The sequence below is a fragment of the Streptomyces sp. NBC_00353 genome (assembly GCF_036108815.1).
Classification (GTDB): Bacteria; Actinomycetota; Actinomycetes; order Streptomycetales; family Streptomycetaceae; genus Streptomyces.
In genome coordinates this window covers 3,942,250-3,957,561 of sequence record NZ_CP107985.1, presented here as the reverse complement: position 1 = coordinate 3,957,561, position 15,312 = coordinate 3,942,250, and the positions used below count along the sequence as shown (strand labels likewise).

Here is a 15,312-nt window from a genome sequence, read left to right as displayed (position 1 = left end):
ATTTCCCTTATGTCGCTTCGGCCTGGCCGTCGCCGGTCGGCCTGTCGCCGCCGGACCGGGTGCCGTCGTCGTCGCCGTTCTGGCCGGCCGGTTCGTCTTCGTCGAACTGCACGTACTCCGGGAGCGTCAGACGCGCCTCCGCCCCGCCGTCCTCCGCATTGCCGAGGACGAGTTCGGCGCCGATGACGGCCGACTGTCCGGCGGCGATGGTCAGTCCGAGCCCGTGGCCCTTGCCGCCGCCCTCGGTCCGGAACCGCTGCGGACCGCCGGTCAGCAGATAGTCCGGGAAGCCCGGGCCGTGGTCGCGTACGGTCACCACCGGCCCGTCGACCGTCAGGACCACCGGCGGGCGGCCGTGCTTGTGCGCGTTGGAGATCAGATTGCCGAGGACCCGTTCGAGCCGCCGCTTGTCCGTCTCGACCTGCACGTTCCGCACCCCGCCGGCGGCTTCCGCTCCCACGACGCGGATCTCGGTCGCCGTCCCCGACGCGCGCACCACCCGTTCGGCCAGCGGCGCCAGTTCGTGCACGGCGAGATCGACCTCCTCGGTACGTGCGTCCAGCCGGGAGATCTCCAGCAGATCCTCCGTCAGCGCCCGCATGGTGCGGACCCGGTCCTGCACCAGCTCGGCCGGCCGGCCGGCCGGCAGCAGCTCGGCGGCGGCCGAGAGACCGGTCAGCGGGGTGCGCAGCTCGTGCGCCACATCGGCGGTGAAGCGCTGTTCGGCCAGCAGTTTGCGCTGGAGCGTGGACGCCATCGTGTCCAGTGCGCCGGCGACGATCGCCACCTCGTCCTGCGGGCGCGCAGGGTCCGCCGTACAGGGGTCGTCGACGCGGGCGTCGAGATCGCCCGCACTGATCCGGCGGGCCACCCGGGCGGTCTGGTGCAGCCGCCGGGTGACCCTGGTGACGGCGAAGGCGCCGACCAGCAGCGTCACGGCGATCGCCAGCAGCGAGGAGCCGACGATCGCCCGGTCGAGGCGGTCGATGGTGTGGGCGCTCATGCTGTAGTCGATCTCGGTGGCGAGCGCGCGGCCGTCGGCCGGGCCGGCGGCCCACATGGCCGCCCGGCCGTGGGCGTCGGCGACGACGGTGCCCCGACGCCCACTCACGGCCAGGTCGCGCAGGGAGGCGGGCAGTCCGGCCGGGTCGATACCGGAATCCGGCGGGAGCGCTTCGCCCGCCTCGTACGCCCTGGTCGCGTCCGCCAGCCGGGCGAGCGCCTTGTCGCGGGCCTCGCTGACGGTCTCCCGGGTCACCGCGGTGTGCACCAGTACGCCGAGCAGTGCGGCGAGGGCGCAGCACATCACGGTGATGAACACCGCGGCCTTCCAGGTGAGCGTCGCGGTCCAGGCGGGCGTACGCAGTCTCCGTCGCCTCATCGGCGCCCCTCGGAGACGGCGGGCGACGGCGACGTCACGGTCGGCGCAGGACTGGGCTCCGCGCTCGGCCGGCCGCTGGATTCCGCCTCCGGGGGCTTCCGCAGGATCTCGTCCTGCGTCGGCAGCATCGCGTGCTGTTGGTCGTCCCAGGACCAGACCGTCCGGTACTCGTACCCGGTGATCGCCGACGGCACCCGCATGATCACATCCCGGCCGGCCAGCTCCACGCTGATCACGGCGTCCGAGACGGCCATGATCCGGGTCAGCGCGCCCGCGTGTGCCATGTAGACCCGGACGGAGAGCCGCCCGTCGCTGCGCCGCACGCCGAGCACCATGTCGTCCCTGCCCGCGCCCGTCAGATCGCGGTAGTACGGCTGCAGGACCGGGCAGGCGGCGGGCGCGGTGCGGCACGCGGTGATCCTCCGGACCGTGTCGGCGGGGAGTTCGTCCGAACCGCTGGACCGGCTGGTGGTGGCCTTCAGGTCGGCCTGCACCACGGCGACCGGGTCCAGCGCACGCACATCGTCGTGCGGGACCGTGATTCCGGGGATGCGCGCCGTCGCGCCCTCGCCGTAGTCGTACGGAGCGGCGGAGGCGGGTGGCAGTTGGGGCCAGAGCCGGGCGGGCCCGATGGCGGTCGGGGCCGGTCCGGCGCTCTGCAGCCGGCCGCCGTCGGTGCCGCAGCCGGCCAGCAGTGCGGCGCCGACGGCGGCCACGAGGGCCGCCGTCGCGCGGCGCGTCACCCGGCGGTGCGGGCGCATCGCTCGCTCCCTTCCCGGTCGTCCGGTCCATGAGTCCGCAGACCCGTGATCCGTCGACCTTATTCGGAAGGAAGTCCTTTATGTCTTCTTGCTGCCGGTGAAGAGGCGGTTGTTCAGTGCTGGTAGGGGTTCTGCCCGTCCTGCGCGTACCCCGGCTGCTGCGCCTGCCCGAACGGGTTGCCGTCCTGCGCCGCCACGTGCTGCGCCAGCAGCTGCTCGGCCTGCTCCTTCGGGATCTTCTGCTCCCCGCCGCAGAACGTGCACTGCGTCGCGTACTTGGTCGAGAACGGGAACAGCGGCACGAAGAACAGCGTGAACTTCGTGACCCGCTTGCGCAGCGTGTGCGCGGCCGGGTTGCCGCACCAGCCGCAGACCAGCGTCAGAACGGCCAGTTGATAGAGATAGCCTCGCGTACCAAAGATGATCACGTTGTGGGCCCTTTCCCCGTGTTCCCCGGAAGCGCTTGCCGGCAGAGCACCAGCAGCTTTTCGTCCTCGTATGTGTCGTGGCTGCCGTACCCGCCGTCCATCGCGTTGTGACGGCGCACGGAGGCGAGTTCGGCACGCAGCACGTGTGCCGCATCCGACCCTGCACCAGCAGCACCCATCCGCGCCAGGCATTCGGCCACCCGGACCCTGACATGACGATTCTTCTCCCAGGCAGCCAGCATGACCGGCACGGACTCCTCGGCCCGGCCGGACACCTCCCACAACGCGATCGCCGCGTCCACCCGCAGCCACAGCTCGTCGTGCGACAGCAGTGCCCGCAGCCGTGGCGCTGCCGCTTCCGCCCGGGTCCCCAGCCCGCCCAGCGCGGTCACCGCCGACCTCCGCTCGTGCGCATGCTCGGCCCGAAGCCCCTCGATCAGCACCGGCAGCACGGCCTCCGCGTCCCCGTCGACCGCCCACAGCGCCTGAGCCGCCTCCGTCGCCGCCGCGGTCCCGGGGCGGCGTATCAGCGCCCGCAACTCCGGTACGGCGCAGTGCGCTGCGGGACCGAACGAGCCGAGCGCCCGCAGCGCCGACGTCCGCAACCACTCCCCGCGATACTCCGGCGCACCGCGCAGCACCCGCAGCACCTCCGGCGCAGCCTCGCCCGCCCGCAGCGCGGTCAGCCCGCAGAGCAGCGGATTCGCCCGGTCGTACGCCCCCTCGTCGAGAGCGACCTCGCCGAGCCTGCGGCGCAGCACCCCGGCCAGCGGTGCCGCAGCCGCCCCCAGATACCCGATGGCGAAACCCACGTCGTGCGGCACCTCGGGACGCTCCAGGGCGGCGGCCAGCGCGGGCAGGGCCCGGGCGTCACCCAGCCGGGCCAGCGCCTTGACCGCGCTGCCGAGCCCCGGCGGTCCGCTCGCCCACTCCTTCACCCAGGTCCCGGGGTCCGCCGCCACCCGCGCCGCCAGCGCGTCCGCGGCCGGTGCGGCGAGCCCGAAGAGCTCTTCCAGTACATGCGAGGCGGCCTCGGCCAGTTTCGGCTCCGGGGAGGCGAGCTGTTCGCCCACGAGCCGGACCAGCTCCTCGTACGAGCCCCGCCAGGCCCGTATCAGCCCGGCGCTCATCCGCACGGCGTCGATCCGCTGCCGGAGGTCGGGGCTGCGCAGCTGATCGGTCAGCAGCGCCGTCCGGTCCGCGACCCGGTCGTCGAGCCCGACGTGCAGTGTCCGCAGCAGATCGGCCGTCCAGGGGGCGGTACGCCCTGCGGACTCGGCGGCGGACAGCGCCCGCAACTGCCCCACCAGGGTCACCGGCGCGCCTCGCTCCTCGGCGGCATCGGCGGCCGGACCCGGATCGTCGCCCGGCCCGGCGATGACCACCGGATCCGCCTCGTCCGCCCCGTTGGTCCCGTCCTCCCCGTCGGCTGCGCCCGCCGGTGTCGCGCGCAGCCGGCGCAGCAGTCCCGCCACCACCCGTACGACATCACCCGGCAGTGCTTCCGGCGCACACCGGGCCAGCTGGGCGAGGGCGGCCAGCCGCAGTCCCGGGGCGTACGACTCCGCGGCGAGCCGGCTCAGCCAGTCAGCCGCCTGCCCGGCCAGCGGGCGGTGCCGCAGCGCGACGCGCCCGGCGGCCTCCACGAGCGCGAGCCGCACCTCCTCGTCCGGCTCCACCGGCAGCCGCTCCCGCAGCAGGGCGAGGACCCGCACCGGGTGGCCGTGCAGTGTGGCGAGCGCCAGCGGTGCGGCGAGCCGCACCCCCGGGTCCTCGTCGGAGACCAGCTCGAAGAACACCCCGGCGCCCGCGGTGACGGCGGTGGCCGCCATCGCGTAGTTCGCCGCGCCCTCGATCTCCTCCTCGTCGAGCTCTTCCTCGTCGTCCTCGTCCAGATCGATGCCACCGATGCTGGTGAGCAGCTCGACGATGCTGCCCCGGTCCTGGATCCCTGGATCCGCGACCAGCTCGAAGAGAAACGGAATGCAGGCAAGCGTGCAGGCGTACACATCGCCCTGGTGGTGCACGGCCCCGTACATGCCGTCCAGCGCTCCCTCGCGCTCCGCCGCATCGGCGGACGCCAGCCCCCGCAGCAGCCCGGGCACATCATCGGCAGGCCCGTACGCATGCTCCATCGAGGCCCAGTCGACCTCGTCGATCCCTGCGAACACGCCATCGCCTCCCCACGCGACCTCACGAAGCAGTGTCTGCGCAGAGTGTGCACCACGGCCCGGACAATCCACCCGCCACATGCAGCCTTTTGCCCGCACGGCCGCCAAGGGCAGGCGGCATGGTCCTGAACAGGCCCCGACGGACTCGGCTCAGGGAGCGGCAGGCAGCGGCCGGGCCCGGTCCGGATCGAGCAGCGGGCCGAGCAGATCCCCGTACCGCTCCAGCCGCCCGGCCATGTCGGCGGCCAGAAATACCAGCTCGGCGGGGGTCCGGCAGTCCTCGATCTCCGCCCAGGTGACGGGCGCGGAGACGGTCGGCTCGGCCCCGGCGCGCAGGGTGTACGGCGTGGCGGTGGTCTTCGCCGCCGCGTTCTGACTGAAGTCGACGAACACCTTCCCCGGCCGCAGCGCCCGCGTCATCCGGTGCACCACCAGGTCCGGAAGATCCCGCTCCGCCTCCATCGCCAGCCGTTTCGCGTACGCCGACACCCGATCGGCGGGAACCGGCTCCAGCGGTACGAGGAGATGCAGCCCCTTCGACCCCGAGGTCTTCCCGTACGCGGGCAACCCGTCCGCCGCCAGCCGCTCACGCAGCCACAGCGCCACCCGACAGCACTCCACGACGGTCGCCGGAGCTCCGGGATCGAGGTCGAACACCATCCGGTCGGCGATCCCCGGAGCATCGGCCTGCCACTGCGGCGTATGGAACTCCACCACCAGGTTTGCGGCCCACATCAGCGACGCCAGGTCCTGTACGACCACCTGCCGGTTCTGCTGTGCCGCATGCCGCGGCACCTCGGCGATCCGTACCCAGGACGGGGTACCGGGCGGCGGGTTCTTGGTGAAGAAGCGTTGACCGTCCGGCCCGTCCGGATAGCGCAGGAAGGACACCGGCCGGTTGTGCAGATGCGCGAGCAGGGCGTCGGCCGCCGTGACCGCGTAGTAGTGGAGCACCTCGCCCTTGGTGGTCCCGGTGGCCGGATACAGCACCTTGTCGAGGTTGCTGAGCGCCAGGCGCCGCCCCTCCACCTCCGTGATCGGCGTCATACGATAAGAATCACATGATTCCGGGATCTTATGGAATCAATCGCCATCTATCGATACCTGTCGAAATCTCCAGGGACACAGGGGTGAACGGTGAGGTCCATTTGGAACGGCGCGATCTCCTTCGGGCTGGTCAGCATCCCGATCAAGCTGGTCAACGCCACTGAGAGCCACTCGATCTCCTTCCGTCAGATCCACCTCGCCGACGGCGGCCGGATCCGCTACCGGAAGGTCTGCGAACTCGACGACCAGGAGGTGACGACCGCCGAGATCGGCAAGGCGTACGAGGATGCCGACGGCACGATGATCCCGATCACCGACGAGGACCTGGCCTCGCTCCCGCTTCCCACCGCCAAGACGATCGAGATCGTCGCATTCGTGCCCGCCACCGAGATCGACCCGCTCCAGATGGACGCGGCGTACTACCTCTCCGCCAACGGAGTGCCGGCGGCCAAGCCGTACACACTGCTGCGCGAGGCCCTGAAGCGGAGCCAGAAGGTCGCGGTCGCCAAGTACGCACTGCGCGGCCGTGAACGGCTCGGCATGCTGCGCGTGGTCGACGACGTGATCGCCATGCACGGCCTGCTCTGGCCCGATGAGATCCGGGCCACCGACGGAGTGGCCCCGGAGGCCGACGTCACGGTCCGTGACGCCGAACTCGATCTGGCCGACGCGCTGATGGCCACCCTCGGCGAGGTCGACATGGACACGCTCCACGACGACTACCGCGAGGCGGTGGAGACCCTCATCGCCTCGAAGGCCTCCGGCGAGGCGTTGCAGCCCGCCGCCTCCGACGAGCACGGCGGCGGCAAGGTGATCGACCTGATCGCGGCGCTGGAGAACAGCGTCCGGGCGGCGAAGGAAGCCCGCGGTGAGGAGCCGGAAGAGGCAGAGGGTGCCCCGGTCGCCAAGGTCACCTCGCTCGCCGGACGCAAGAAGAGCGGGGGAACCGGGGCAAAGAAGAAAGCTGCCTCCACGGCAGCGAGCACCGGCCGGAAGGCCGCCGCGAAGAAGACGACGCCGGGCAGAACCCCCGCCAAGAAGACCACCGCACGGTCGGCGACGAAGTCGGCCACGAAGAAGACGACGGCGAACACGGCGGCAAAGACAGCGAAGTCGGCAACGGGCACGAAGCCGGTGGCCAGGAAGGCATCCTCCAAGAAGCGCGCCTCGGCCTGACGGTTGGTCGATGAAAATCGGACAAGGGTGACCCAATGGGCACGCGTTGCTGGAAAGTGTTAGAAATGGCGCCATGGTCGACCATTCCGACCGATCCCGGAGCAGATCGGTTCGGTCACTGAGCGGCAGGCGTCCGCGAAGCGTAGCCCGGCAGGTGTTCGTCCTGCAGGCGGTGGTCATTGTCCTGCTCGTGGCGGGCGCGGTTCTTGCGCTGGTCCTCCAATCGTTTCACGACGCCGAGATCGAGGCGGAGCGCCGTTCGGTGGCGGCAGCGGAGTCGTTCGCACACGCTCCGGGGATGGTGGATGTGCTGAGATCTCCCGATCCCTCGAAGGTGCTGCAGCCGCTCACCGAGGAGGCGCGGAAACTGGCCGGGGTCGACTTCATCGTGGTGACGGACACCCACGGGATTCGCTACACACACCCCCGCCCGGAGCTCATCGGGAAGAAGTTCGTCGGCAACATCGAACCCTCGCTGGCGGGTCAGGTCCACGTGGAAGACGTCCAAGGACCCCTCGGCCATGAGGTCCAGGCGATTGTCCCCGTCAAAGCCCCCGACCACTCGGTCGTGGGTTTGGTGTCCGCAGGTCTCAGGGTCAAGAACGTCGCCAACACGGTCAGCAGGCAGCTGGTGGTCATCTTTGCCAGCGGTGCCGCCGCGCTCGCCCTGGCCACGGGCGGGGCCGCACTGGTGGCCAAACGGCTGCGCAGGCAGACCCACGGGCTCGATCCCGCCCAGATGACACGCATGTACGAGCACCATGACGCGGTGCTGCACTCCGTCCGCGAAGGAGTGCTCATCGTCGGACGCGACGGTCGGCTGCTGCTCGCGAACGACGAGGCCGAACGGCTGCTTGATCTGCCGCCGGATGCCCAGGGACGCCGGGTCGACGAACTGGAGAGCCTCGACCCGGCCACGGCGGAGCTGCTTGTCTCCGGCCGCGTGGTCACGGACGAGGTGTACTTGGCCGGGGACCGAATGCTGGTGGTGAACCAGCGGCGCACGGACCACAACGGAGGCTCTCTGGGAACGGTGGCGACCCTGCGCGACTCCACCCAGCTCATGGCGCTGTCGGGCAAGGTGGACGCGGCGAACGAACGCCTCAGACTGCTGTACGACGCGGGACTGGGCATCGGCACCACCCTGGACGTGGCGCGCACGGCCGAAGAACTGGCCGAGATGTCCGTCCCCCGTTTCGCGGACTTCGCCACTGTCGACCTCGCCAACGCCGTCCTGCTCGGGGAGGAGCCGACCGGCGCGGCCGCCGACATGTGCCGCGTCGCCGTCAGCGGTATCCGGAACGACCACCCCCTCTACCCGCGCGGCGAGCTCATCACCTTCCTTCCCTCCACGCCCCAGGCACGCGGATTCGCCACCGGCCGGTCGGTGGTGGTGCCCGACCTGTCCTCCGCACCCGGCTGGCGTGCTCAGGACCCGGAACGCACGGACGACGTCATCGCGTACGGAATCCACTCACTCCTCACGACGCCGCTGCAGGCACGGGGCGTGGTCCTCGGCATGGCCAACTTCTGGCGCTCGCGGGAGGCCGGAACGTTCGACGAGGAGGACCGGTCGCTCGCCGAGGAGCTGGTCGCCCGTGCCGCGGTCAGCATCGACAACGCCCGCCGGTACACCCGCGAACACGCCCTGGCGGTGATGTTGCAGCGCAGCCTGCTGCCGCGCGCCCTGCCCGAGCAGAACGCCCTGGATGTCGCCCACCGCTATCTGCCCGCACAGTCGGGAGTCAGCGGTGACTGGTTCGATGTGATCCCGCTGTCGGGCAACCGCGTCGCTCTGGTCGTCGGGGATGTCGTCGGCCATGGACTTCATGCCGCCGCAACCATGGGGCGGCTCCGCACCGCGGTGCACAACTTCTCCACGCTCGACCTGCCGCCCGATGAGCTGCTCGGCCACCTCGACGACCTCGTCGACCGCATCGACAGGGAAGAGGGGAGCACGGACGTCGGCGCCGGGGTCGTGGGAGCGACCTGCCTGTATGCGATCTACGATCCTGTCTCCCGGCACTGCACCATGGCCCGCGCCGGGCATCACCTCCCCGCGCTGGTCCACCCCGACGGCAGAGTGGAGTTCCCCGACCTTCCTGCCGGGCCGCCGCTGGGGCTCGGCGGCATGCCGTTCAAGACGGCCGAACTGGATCTGGCCGTGGGTGCTCAGCTGGTCCTCTACACCGACGGGCTGATCGAGGACCGCACCCGGGACATCGATGTGGGGATGGAGCTGCTCCGCCAGGCCCTGGCCCATGCCGGCCGATCGCCGGAAGAACACTGCCGGGCGGTGCTCGACGCACTCCTTCCCACCCAGGCCAAGGACGACGTGGCACTGCTCATCGCCCGCACCTGCGCGCTCTCCGCCGACCAGATCGCCGAATGGGACGTTCCGCTCGACCCCGCCGCCGTGGCCGGGATACGCGCCGCCGTCGCCGAGAAGCTCGACGACTGGGATCTGTCGGAGCTGGCGTTCACCACGGAGCTGCTGCTCAGCGAGCTGATCACCAACGCCATCCGCCACGCCTCCGCACCCATCCGGGTGCGGCTCCTGCGTGACCGCAGCCTGATCTGCGAGGTGTCCGACGGCAGCAGCACCTCACCTCATCTGAGGTACGCGGCGATGATGGACGAGGGAGGCCGCGGGCTGTTTCTCGTCTCGCAGATCGCCGAGCACTGGGGCACGCGGTACACCCCTGAAGGCAAGGTCATCTGGGCGCAGCAGCCGCTGCCCGGGGCCACGGACAGCCTCTGAGGGCTGTCCCGCAGCGGCTGGTCACTGCACGTGGGAACGGATGCCGCGCCCCGCCTCCGGGCGCTGGGCGCCGTCAGGTGGGCGGAAGGGTGTCAGCGGCGTGATCACGACCTCTGTGCCGGAGTGCATCTGTTGAGGTCGGCCCGCACACACTGCTGCCCCGGGGCCGAAGCCCCGGGGCAGTCCTACGCGTCGATCCTGTGCGTCGGTGTCAGCGGTACGAGTTGATGTAGCCGGCCGCCGGAGTCCCGACACCCGTCACGTCGTCGTATCCCTTGACCGCCTTGAGCGAGGCGTCCTTGCCGAGGCTCCGCACCGACGTCAGCAGACCGTCCGCCGCGTCGAAGCCGTTGGCGAAGTCGACCCGGGCCACCGCGAGGTCACGGCCTGCGCCCAGCGGGTGGTCGGTGACGTCGTGGTACGTCGCCGAGCCGTACCGGGCATAGATCGCCGGGTTGGCGAAGCCGAGCGGCCGGCCGTGCTGGGCCTGCTGCGCGAGGGCCTGGACGCCCGCGATGACCGGGGCCGCCAGTGACGTACCGCCGATGCGGTACTCGTCGTAGCCGAGCGAGCCGTCGGGCAGCGTCTGGGTCTGGCCGACCAGGAAGCCGGTGTTCGGGTCGGCGACCGCCGCGATGTCCGGGGCGGTGCGCATCCGGCGCTTGCCGTTCGCCTGCGCGAGCGCGTCCGGGACGATCCCACGCTGGTAGGACGGCTGCTTCACGGTCGAGCTGGTGCCACCGCCCGCACCCGAGGTGTAGGCGCCGGGGAAGCCGGTCCAGCTCTTGCCGTCGGCCGCGAGGGACGCCTTCAGCGTGCCCCAGCCGGTCTCCCACTGGTACGCGTCGTGCTTGCCGACGGCCAGCGAGGTGCCGCCGACCGACGTCACCCAGGCGGAGTTGGACGGGACGTCGATCTGCTTCGTGCCGGTGGACGCGACGTTGTCGCCCGCGTCACCGGAGGAGAAGTAGAAGCCGATGCCCTCGACCGCGCCCATCTTGAACACCTGGTCGTACGCGGCCGCGACGTCCGGGGTCTCGTTGGCCTCGATGTCGCCCCAGGAGTTGGAGACGATGTCGGCCAGCCGGTGGTCGACGATCTTGTTGAGCGAGTCCAGCAGGTCGGCGTCGTAGCAGGAGGCGCCGCCCACGTACACGATGTCCGCGGCGGGCGCGACCGCGTGCACGGCCTCGACGTCGAGGGTCTCCTCGCCGTACCAGCCGGACGCCCCGCACTCCTCGGTCTTCGTGTAGTCGGCCGGCAGCACCTGGCGGAGCTGCCCGCTGCGGTACGGGGCGTCGCCGTTGCGCCTGGCGTATTCGGAGGCGTCCTTGGCGATGGTCGGCGAGGCGTACGCGTCGGTGATCGCGACGGTCACGCCCTTGCCGGTCCAGCTGCCCGCACCGTACGCGGCACGCAGCTGCTTGCCGGTGTAGCCCTTGACCGCGTACGGCACCTTGGTCCCGTACGCGCTCGGCAGCGACTCCGCGGTCCTCGAGCCGAAGTACGAGGAGAAGGGGCCCGCGTTGCGGAACACCGCGTCCGGCGGCGGCAGCGTCTCGTCGTGGCTCGACTTGTGCGGCGCGTTGTCCAGACCGGAGACCGCCAGGACCGAGTCGCTCAGCCCGGCCGGCACGGAGGCCGTCGAGGACGGGGCGCGATAGGTCCGGCTGCCCTTGCGGTAGTTGCGCAGCTGGGTGCTGAACGCCTTCTCGGCCGCGGCGACATCGCCGGTGGCGGAGACGTAGTGCTGGTTGGCACCGGTGACGGTCAGACCGTTCGACTTCAGCCAGTGGCTGACCTGGTCGATCTGCTGCTTGGTCGCCCCGAACCGGGCCTGTGCCTCCTCGGCGCTCAGATACTTCCCGTACGAGGAGGAGTGCGGGTCGGACACGGCGGCGGCGTAGGCGGCCAGCCCCTGCGCGTCCCGCCCGGCCAGATGGACCCGGACACTCACCTTGCCGCTGTCGGCCGTGGCACCCTGATCGGCCTGGGCGGTCGCCCAGGCCGGCTTGGTGCCCTGCAGTGCGTCGCGCCCGCCGGGCGCGGAGTCCGCACTGGCGGACGGTATGCCGAGGGCGAGTGCACCGGCGAGCAGCGGCAGTGTCGCTGCCATGCTCAGCCCGGCGCGACGTCTGGCGCGGCTGATTCTCATGTAACCCCCTGCGATGTGGTTCTTCGCGTGTGGAGCATGTGCCGGATGATGTGCACATGTAATCCGTCACTCTGGCGAGGAACCGTTTACGTAAGGGGCATGCATTCACCAAGAAACTGTCAAGAGGCGCTGGGAAACGGGCAGTTCAGGTCGATAAGGGCAGGAATGCACCTGTCCGGATCCGGCCGCCCCGGTATCGATGTCCGGTTCACCGAGAAGGCGACGCGGGCGAAAAGGTGATCGGATCGGACGGTGAGGGCAGGCCGAGCCCGTACGCACTCTCGACGACGTACGTACAACTCGCGTACGTGTAGCCGGACTTGATGCGCGACCCGGACGAGTAGCTGTCGACGTTCGCGCTCGCGCCCGTGCCGTGCTTGTACAGGAAGTGGTACTCGCCCGCCGGAAGCTGCAACCGCACCTTCGGGTAGCTCCTGCCGCCGGCCTTGCAGGCGAGCGCCGACCCGGACGCCTCCGTCCCGTACCGCTTGCAACTGCCGCACGCCTTGAGCGTGACGCGGCCGGTGACCGGGCCGGTGTAGAGGATCTCGACACCGCTCGGGGCGTCGTTGCTGATGACGAGTTCCATCCGGGACCCGCCCGGACGTCCGGCCGGCGGCAGCCGCCTGCCCGCCGCCGGCCGGTCGTCGGCGATCTCCGCGGCGACGGCGATGTCCCGGGCCCGAGCCCTGCGCCTGTCCTTCTCGTAAGTGGTGGCGAACTCCGTCAGGGTCTTCCGCGCCTCGGTGAACTGCTTGTTCTGGAACTGGTCCACCCCGCAGGCGTACATGCCGTTCCGGATCCCCCGGTCGGCCTCCCCGGCCCGGGCGGCGACCGACTTCTCCGGCATCGACGCCACGCTCGCCCGGAGCCCGCGCAGCGTCTCGGTGGCCGGGCAGGGACTGCTCCCGCTCACCGCCCGGGCCTGCTCCGCGATCTTCCTGGAGACCGCCGGACCCACCTTCCCGGCCTGCGCCGAGCCGGGGAACGTACGCAGCAGCTCGGCCAGCTCGCCACCCGACGACCCCACACCCAGCTTCGACACCCCGCACGCGTACAGCGAGGTGGCCAGCGGACCGTCGGGCCAGCCGGCGAGGTCGCCCAGCAGCTTCGGGTCGATCGAATCGGGCACGGTCCGCAGATACGTCAGCGGCGCCACGGCCTCGCAGTGCCTGCCCTGCCGGTACGGAGCGGCGACCGCCTCGTAGTACGCGTTCAGCCGCTCCGGCACGAGCTTCCCCGCCCTCGACCCCGCATGCTCCTCACCGAGATCGCGGTAGACGGCAAGGGCGGAACGGTAGTCGGCCCGGGCGGCATCGAAGGTCCGGCCCGAGGCGGCCCGCACGGTCCGGTCGCTCTCACCCAGCCGGTCGAGCAGCATCTGTTCGACGGCCTCGTCCTGCGCGGAGCCGTAGAGCACCACGCCGCCCGCCGGCGCCGCCAGCAGCACCAGTCCGACCCCGGCCGCCACCACCGGCCGCCACGACCCGCCGACAGCGGTACGCCGCGCGATCCGCGCCCCGTCCACGGCGGCCGCCACCAGCACGAGCACATACCCGACGACCGGACCCATGGCCACGCCGCCGGGATCGGCGGGCAGCGCCACGAGCAGCAGCACACCCGTCGCCACCCAGCACAGAACGGCTCTGAGCCAACGCCCCGTCAGGGCGTAGCCGAGCCCGAGACCGGTGAGATTGAGCAACCCGGCGGCCACGGCACGCAGTGCGGCGCCCGGTGGCGGCGGCCCCACGGTGGGCGGACGGGAAGGCGGTGGCGGTGCGGGAGGGACCGAGCCCGGTCGGAAAACCTGATCGTCCCAACTCATCCCGGCCCCCCAACCGTTGGGCACGACACCCCTGACCGCGCCCGGCTTCACCACAATCCTCGCCGCCACGAACCGTGTCAATCGGGCGTATTCGCCCCGGATCCGCCCTGCATCCGCCCCGGATCCATCATCCGTCGGTAAACTTCGAGGCGCCGCGACTGGCGCGCACCCCGGCAGGGGTGCTCCGTGGAATCGACCACGAGGAAGCGGCACACTCCGGGCCTGCCCGGAGGCGTCACCGCCGGAGAGCCGTCCGCCTGGGCATCCGGGTCCACGCCGCAGCAATGCGCCAGACCCGGGAGAACCCTGTGACGACACCCGAGAACCACCGCCCCGCCCTTACCGCCGCCGACCCGGAGCTCGCCGCCCTCATCACCGCGGAGGAGCAGCTGCAGGCAGACACCCTGCGCCTGATCCCCAGTGAGAACTACGTCTCCGCAGCGGTTCTGGAGGCCTCCGGCACGGTCCTCCAGAACAAGTACTCCGAGGGCTACCCCGGCAAGCGGTACTACGAAGGCCAGCAGATCATCGACCAGGTGGAGACGGTGGCCGTCGAACGGGCCACATCCCTCTTCCGCATGGACCACGCCAATGTGCAGCCGTACTCCGGCTCGCCCGCCAACCTCGCCGTGTACCTGGCGTTCCTCCGGCCCGGTGACACCGTGCTCGGCATGTCGCTGCCGATGGGTGGTCACCTCACGCACGGCTGGGGTGTCTCGGCGACCGGCACCTGGTTCCGCGGGGTGCAGTACGGCGTCCGGCGCGACACCGGCCGGATCGACCTGGACGAGGTCCGCGACCTGGCCCGCGCCGAGCGCCCCAAGGTGATCTTCTGCGGCGGTACCGCCGTACCCCGGACGATCGACTTCGCCGGCTTCGCCGAGATCGCCCACGAGGTCGGCGCGGTCCTGGTCGCCGACATCGCCCACATCGCCGGCCTGATCGCGGGCGGCGCCCACCCCTCACCCGCCCCGCACGCCGACGTGGTCTCCACCACCACCCACAAGACGCTGCGCGGCCCGCGCGGCGCGATGCTGCTGAGCCGGGCGGAACACGCCCGTGCCATCGACCGCGCCGTCTTCCCAGGCCTCCAGGGCGGCCCGCACAACCAGACGACGGCGGCGATCGCAGTAGCGCTCAAGGAAGCCGCGACCACCGACTTCAGTGCCTACGCCCACCAGGTGGTCGCCAACGCCCGCGCCCTCGGCGAGGAGCTGGCGTCCCGGGGCTTCGACCTGGTCTCCGGCGGCACGGACAACCACCTTCTGCTGATCGACCTCACCGGCAAGGACGTGCCCGGCAAGATCGCGGCGAAGGCTCTGGACCGGGCGGGGATCGTCGTCAACTACAACGCGGTCCCCTACGACCCCCGCAAGCCCTTCGACCCGTCCGGCATCCGCATCGGCACCCCGGCCCTGACCTCTCGCGGGATCCCCGCATCCGAGATGGGCACGGTCGCGGAGTGGATCGCCCGGGTGGTGGAGGCGGCGCGTACGGACGACGAGGCGACGGTCACCAAGGTGCGCGCCGACGTGAAGAACCTGATGGACGCCTACCCGGCGCCGGGGCTGCCGGTGGACTGACGAGCCCAGGGCCGCCCGGCACCC

10 protein-coding genes are annotated in these 15,312 nt (G+C 71.1%); 3 read left to right on the top strand and 7 right to left on the bottom strand.

The genetic code is table 11. The annotated features are described in order from the left end of the window. Nucleotides 1-7: 7 nt before the first annotated feature. The 5 genes from OHA88_RS17795 to ligD all read right to left on the bottom strand — a co-directional run bounded on the left by OHA88_RS17795 (nt 8) and on the right by ligD (nt 5,788). Complete coding sequence (locus OHA88_RS17795) at nt 8-1,381, bottom strand: sensor histidine kinase (protein ID WP_328626251.1); 1,374 nt, start codon at nt 1,379-1,381, stop codon at nt 8-10. Then, nucleotides 1,378-2,142 carry a hypothetical protein gene (locus OHA88_RS17790; RefSeq protein ID WP_328626250.1) on the bottom strand — a complete coding sequence of 255 codons (765 nt, stop codon included), beginning with the start codon at nt 2,140-2,142 and terminating at the stop codon, nt 1,378-1,380. The genes OHA88_RS17795 and OHA88_RS17790 overlap by 4 nt, the downstream gene beginning before the upstream one ends. A 113-nt stretch (nt 2,143-2,255) precedes the next feature. Next, a complete protein-coding gene (locus OHA88_RS17785; protein ID WP_328626249.1) occupies nt 2,256-2,570 on the bottom strand; it encodes a zinc-ribbon domain-containing protein in 315 nt (104 codons plus the stop codon). After that, a complete protein-coding gene (locus OHA88_RS17780; RefSeq protein WP_328626248.1) occupies nt 2,567-4,741 on the bottom strand; it encodes a HEAT repeat domain-containing protein in 2,175 nt (724 codons plus the stop codon). The genes OHA88_RS17785 and OHA88_RS17780 overlap by 4 nt, the downstream gene beginning before the upstream one ends. Before the next feature lie 150 nt (nt 4,742-4,891). Next, a complete protein-coding gene (gene ligD / locus OHA88_RS17775; protein ID WP_328626247.1) occupies nt 4,892-5,788 on the bottom strand; it encodes a non-homologous end-joining DNA ligase in 897 nt (298 codons plus the stop codon). A gap of 90 nt (nt 5,789-5,878) precedes the next feature. Here ligD and ku point away from each other — a divergent pair, with 90 nt between their 5' ends. Beyond that, nucleotides 5,879-6,964 carry a non-homologous end joining protein Ku gene (gene ku / locus OHA88_RS17770; protein WP_328626246.1) on the top strand — a complete coding sequence of 362 codons (1,086 nt, stop codon included), beginning with the start codon at nt 5,879-5,881 and terminating at the stop codon, nt 6,962-6,964. Between the two features lie 73 nt (nt 6,965-7,037). Beyond that, a complete protein-coding gene (locus OHA88_RS17765) occupies nt 7,038-9,725 on the top strand; it encodes a SpoIIE family protein phosphatase (RefSeq protein ID WP_328626245.1) in 2,688 nt (895 codons plus the stop codon). Nucleotides 9,726-9,936: 211 nt separating this feature from the next. On the opposite strand, the gene OHA88_RS17760 is transcribed toward OHA88_RS17765, so the two are convergent. Further along, complete coding sequence (locus OHA88_RS17760; protein ID WP_328626244.1) at nt 9,937-11,880, bottom strand: S53 family peptidase; 1,944 nt, start codon at nt 11,878-11,880, stop codon at nt 9,937-9,939. A 208-nt stretch (nt 11,881-12,088) separates the two neighbouring features. Continuing rightward, the gene (locus tag OHA88_RS17755) at nt 12,089-13,705 is read right to left on the bottom strand and encodes a hypothetical protein (RefSeq protein WP_328626243.1); all 1,617 of its coding nucleotides are present in this window, start codon (nt 13,703-13,705) and stop codon (nt 12,089-12,091) included. A 284-nt stretch (nt 13,706-13,989) separates the two neighbouring features. Here OHA88_RS17755 and glyA point away from each other — a divergent pair, with 284 nt between their 5' ends. Next, entirely contained in the window at nt 13,990-15,288 is a 1,299-nt protein-coding gene (glyA, locus tag OHA88_RS17750) for a serine hydroxymethyltransferase (RefSeq protein WP_443044245.1), read from the top strand. Nucleotides 15,289-15,312 lie beyond the last annotated feature (24 nt).